Annotated in this window: 5 protein-coding genes and 2 pseudogenes; 3 read left to right on the forward strand and 4 right to left on the reverse strand. The window is 67.0% G+C overall.

The window, feature by feature from the left end:
• On the forward strand, positions 1-274 hold a 274-nt coding region (locus ACWEBX_RS37900; RefSeq protein ID WP_451889277.1), incomplete at its 5' end, for a transposase.
• 5 nt (positions 275-279) lie between these two features.
• Here ACWEBX_RS37900 and ACWEBX_RS37905 read toward each other — a convergent pair.
• Positions 280-459 (reverse strand): hypothetical protein, encoded by a 180-nt coding sequence (locus ACWEBX_RS37905; RefSeq protein WP_451889278.1) that lies wholly within the window; start codon positions 457-459, stop codon positions 280-282.
• A 547-nt stretch (positions 460-1,006) separates the two neighbouring features.
• Between ACWEBX_RS37905 and ACWEBX_RS37910 the strand changes: the two genes are divergently transcribed.
• Complete coding sequence (locus ACWEBX_RS37910) at positions 1,007-1,606, forward strand: hypothetical protein (protein WP_451889279.1); 600 nt, start codon at positions 1,007-1,009, stop codon at positions 1,604-1,606.
• Between the two features lie 337 nt (positions 1,607-1,943).
• Here the strand turns inward: ACWEBX_RS37910 and ACWEBX_RS37915 are convergent.
• The 3 genes and pseudogenes from ACWEBX_RS37915 to ACWEBX_RS37925 form a co-directional block, all read right to left on the reverse strand.
• Positions 1,944-2,027, reverse strand: a pseudogene (locus tag ACWEBX_RS37915) (kinase); the annotation flags it as partial.
• Positions 2,028-2,214: 187 nt separating this feature from the next.
• Entirely contained in the window at positions 2,215-3,066 is an 852-nt protein-coding gene (locus ACWEBX_RS37920) for a CAP domain-containing protein (RefSeq protein ID WP_451889280.1), read from the reverse strand.
• 481 nt (positions 3,067-3,547) lie between these two features.
• Positions 3,548-3,769: a hypothetical protein gene (locus ACWEBX_RS37925; RefSeq protein WP_451889281.1), complete on the reverse strand. Its 222-nt coding sequence runs from the start codon at positions 3,767-3,769 to the stop codon at positions 3,548-3,550.
• A gap of 44 nt (positions 3,770-3,813) precedes the next feature.
• On the opposite strand from ACWEBX_RS37925, the pseudogene ACWEBX_RS37930 reads away from it, so the two are divergent.
• Positions 3,814-3,979, forward strand: a pseudogene (locus ACWEBX_RS37930) (biotin/lipoyl-containing protein); the annotation flags it as partial.

Below are 3,979 nucleotides of genomic sequence, written 5' to 3' on the forward strand. Positions count from 1 at the left end.
GCCACGTCGACTGTTCGCCGACCGCGGCTACGACTACGACAAATACCGCCGTCTCCTCCGGGCCTGCGGCATCACACCGAAGATCGCCACCAAAGGCACCCCTCATGGTTCCGGACCGGGCAAGACCCGTTGGGTCGTCGAGCAAACCATCGCCTGGCTCCATCAGTTCAAACGACTCCGGATCCGCTACGAGATACGCGCCGACCTCCACCTCGCACTGCTCCAACTCGCCTGCAGCATCATCTGCTTGCGACGACTCCGCACCTCAATCTGAAACGATCAGTAAGTCAGCCGGGCGCCTCTCACCGAGATCGCGACCGGCTTGTCGAGGCGCTGCTGCACCGAATGTTCGATGACGCCGGGCCGGTGATCGTGGTCAACGGGCGCGGCGGCGACGATGGCATCGACGTGCAGGTCACCACTGAGGTCGGTCTGCGGACCTTCCAGCTGAAGTACCACCCGGATGGCTTCCCCGGTTCACTCAAGGGCCGCCGCGCTTCGATCAAGAAGTCGTTCAACCGGGCCATGGCCCACAAGCTGGATGAGCGCGCCCTTTTCCCCGGCCGCGGCCGTATCACCCATCCCGCCTGTCTCTTACTCCTTCACTCCAGGCGGGACAATCACCTGATATCGGCGCTGGGACTGCTCATGCAAACCAACCGGCCGTTGTCAAAACTCCACGTGCTGACGCATCCACGTCGAAAAATCAATACCGACAAACCGATACAGCTCAACAGGTCTACGCGGTCGGGGCCTGAACGGAGGGGCGGGTCGGGAAGCCCACTGCGTCCGGACGCGATGCTGTCACCTTGGCCTTTCCCCATGAAAACTTGCCGCCCGGGTCCCGCGTCTGGGATCTTGTCCGGGGCGGCGATCTCAAGCAACGCGCTCAGCTGTCGGCACCACTCGCCTCGACCCCACCCCAGGCCTACTGGTGGAGCCGTGGCCAAGCCGCGAGCAGCGGATCTTCGGACCGTCCATGGCCATACGAAGAAGGAGAAATAGCGTGAACACCGAAAAGGTTACGGCTCGACGTCTTACAGCCGAGGAAGTCTCAGAATTGGGCCCCCAGGAGGAAATCTTCGTCTCGGCAGAGCTGGACGATCTTTCTCTCGACTGCTACGCTCCGGCCTTTCTCACGAAGCCGGGAAAGTATTTCGATGGAGGATCCTTCATCGCAAGGACAATTTTCGGTAAGGAAATTCATGTTCTTCCGAGCAACGTTGAAGAGCGTGGGATCTGGGTTGCCGACGAGGCTGGGGAAGAAATCGAGGTTCTCCAGAGTGCCGGCGTCCTCCTGAACCTCGCTCTCTTCGTGCCCAACGGGAACAAGGAATCTCTGGAGTCGCTCTACACCGCAGCAAGAGAAGCGTTCGGCGCGGGAATCGTTCAGCGCTGGAACGAGGAAGTCGTGGCGGTGCCGGACGTCAAGGTCGACCTGTTCGAAGAGCCGGCCCGCGGGCGAAAGACCACGAGCAGCCAGAACCGCGACCGCCGCGCCTTGGACATCTACCCCACCCGAGTGCGGTTCATAGAGCCCAGCGCGGGCTGGAAGTTCATCGTCGAACCGCACCAGGAAACCATCGACGACACCCCGACGATCTGAGCTGACAGCAGCCCGGAGAAGGTACGCCGACGGCGGTGAGGACCAGGCGCTGGAGCTCGGCCGGCTCCAGCGCTTCGGCTTCCCACTGGACCGGGTGACGAGGGTCGAAGCCGTAGCGGCGGGCGAAGGCCGGCCACCCCGGGTCGCCGTGCTTGCCCTCGGTTGCGGGCAGCTCGTAGGCGACCGCCTGATGGTAGGTCAGCAGCACCCGCTCGGCCCGGCTCCGGCATCCCGTACGGGCCACCCAGTCCCGTTCGATGTCCTCGCCGGAGCAGTCGAAGTCACCGACCACGGCAAGAACTGCTTCGCGCTGCCCCGGGTGACGCGGACGACGTCGGGCCAGGCCGCGGCCGAACTGCTCACGCAGGCCGGCCGCGACGGACGACTTCCTTGAGCCGCTGTTGCCGCAGACCACAACCAGCCGGGTTTTTCGGTGGCCACCACCAGGGCCCTCACGTCAATTCTTCTTTGGCGACCCCGGACTCGCGCAGTACCTGCGCCCTGGAGAGAACGGCACCCACGCCGGGCGTGGCCGCTTCGGAGCGAGCGGAGCGGCCGCGGCCGGCGTGATGGTCGGCGGGCCAGAACGGGCGTGGGCCCGGTGAGCGTCAGCGGGCCGTGCCGAAGTCCTGCGTCCAGTAGTTGCCGGGCTGCGCCACCCCCACACCGATCTCCTTGAAGCCGCAGTCCAGGATGTTGCGCTTGTGGCCGGCGCTGGCCATCCAGCCCGCCATGACCTGCTCGGGCGTGGAGTACCCGTACGCGACGTTCTCGCCGTAGGTGCTCCAGAGGTAGCCCGCGCGCGTGATCCGCTGTCCAGGGTCGGACCCGTCGGACCCGGTGTGCGACATGGTGTTGTGGCTCGCCATGTCCGCGCTGTGGGCCTGGGCGGCCTGCGAGAGCCTCGCGTTCAGGGCGAGCGGGGAGCAACCGACCTTGGCGCGCTCGCTGTTGACCAGGGCGACCACGCGGGCGACGGCGGCGGACGCGGGGGTCGCCGTGCCTGCGGCGGGAGCCGTGATGGTGGGCGGTTTCGGTGCGGCGGTCGTCGAGGGGGGCACGGCGGTCGGTTTCGGCGCGGCGGCGGTCCTCGTCGGGGCGGGCGGGGTGGTCGCCTTCGAGACGGGCGCCTTGGGCTTCTCCGGGGCGGGCGCCACAGTCCTGGGAGAGGTCGTCTCCGAGGCCGAGGGCGAAGCCGTCGCCGTGTGCTTCGCGGTCCGGACGTCCCGCCTCCGGTGCCCGTCCCAGGAAGCCTTCCTCCCGTCCGTCCGGTGTCCGTCCCAGGACGCCTTCTTCCCGTCCGTCCAGGGACCGCTGGACGTGGCGGTGATGGCCTCGGCTCCTTCGTCGCCCATGCACGCCATGGCGGCCGACGGCACCGCCACTGCGCCCATCGCCAGGACGGCGACGACTATGGGCCGGCGGCGCGTCTTCCTGCCGTGCTTCCGGTGGTTCCTCATGCGGACCTCGTTCGGTCGACTCTCCTTGCGCCTCCGGCGGGCTCGGTTTCGCACAGACACTGCGCTTGACCTGTGGGGACGCCTTGCAGGGCCGTCATTGTTAAAAGCTGCGGGAGGGCACGACAACGGGGGCTTCCACTACCTCGCCTAGTAGGCGAGGGCACCCTTGAATCCGGCCCGGGATTGTGCCGGGCCGCCTCGCCGGACGCCGACGGCGCCTCACACTTCGTCAGAAGGGCGGCAGAGGCGGTCCGGCAGCTCGAGGCCGGTGACCCGGGCCGGTGACCCCGGCCGAGATGCCGTGTATGCCTGATTCCATATGCCAGATCCGCCTATATCTGCCACACCCCACGTACTATCGCGGCCCGTTGATGAGGACCGGGCACGTGAGGGATGTCACTGACTTTCCCCACAACCCTTTCAGTGCCCGGCGTGCGGGGGGGGTGCCCCTATCTCTTTGGTCAGGCGATGGGGCGTTGTTTCAGGTGGTGGGTGTTGGGTCGATGCTGGTGTGTGAGCAGATCCAGCCCGCGGGGGCGTCGGCGGCGCGGACTGCCTCGTAGATGTGGTGGTCACGCCCTGCGCGCCTGCCGGAGGCGCGGAGCGGTGTGGGAGGTGTTCCGTCGGGGCTGAGCTGCACGATCTTGGTTTGGCCGTTGAAGGGACCTCCGACGACTTTGATGCCGAGGGTGTTGCTGACCACTTCGCCGGCGAGCCAGCGGGGTCTGCCGCACGATCGGGTGACTGGCGCTGCAGCGGGCCGCCCGCGCGCTGGCCGAGTTCCAGGTCGAGGGCATGGCGACGGCGATCCCCTTCCACCGCGCGGTGGTCGAGGACCCGGCGTTCGCCCCCGAACTGACCGGCTCGGAGGACCCGTTCACGGTCCACACCCGCTGGATCGAGACCGAGTTCG

Source organism: Streptomyces sp. NPDC005070 (genome assembly GCF_053600395.1).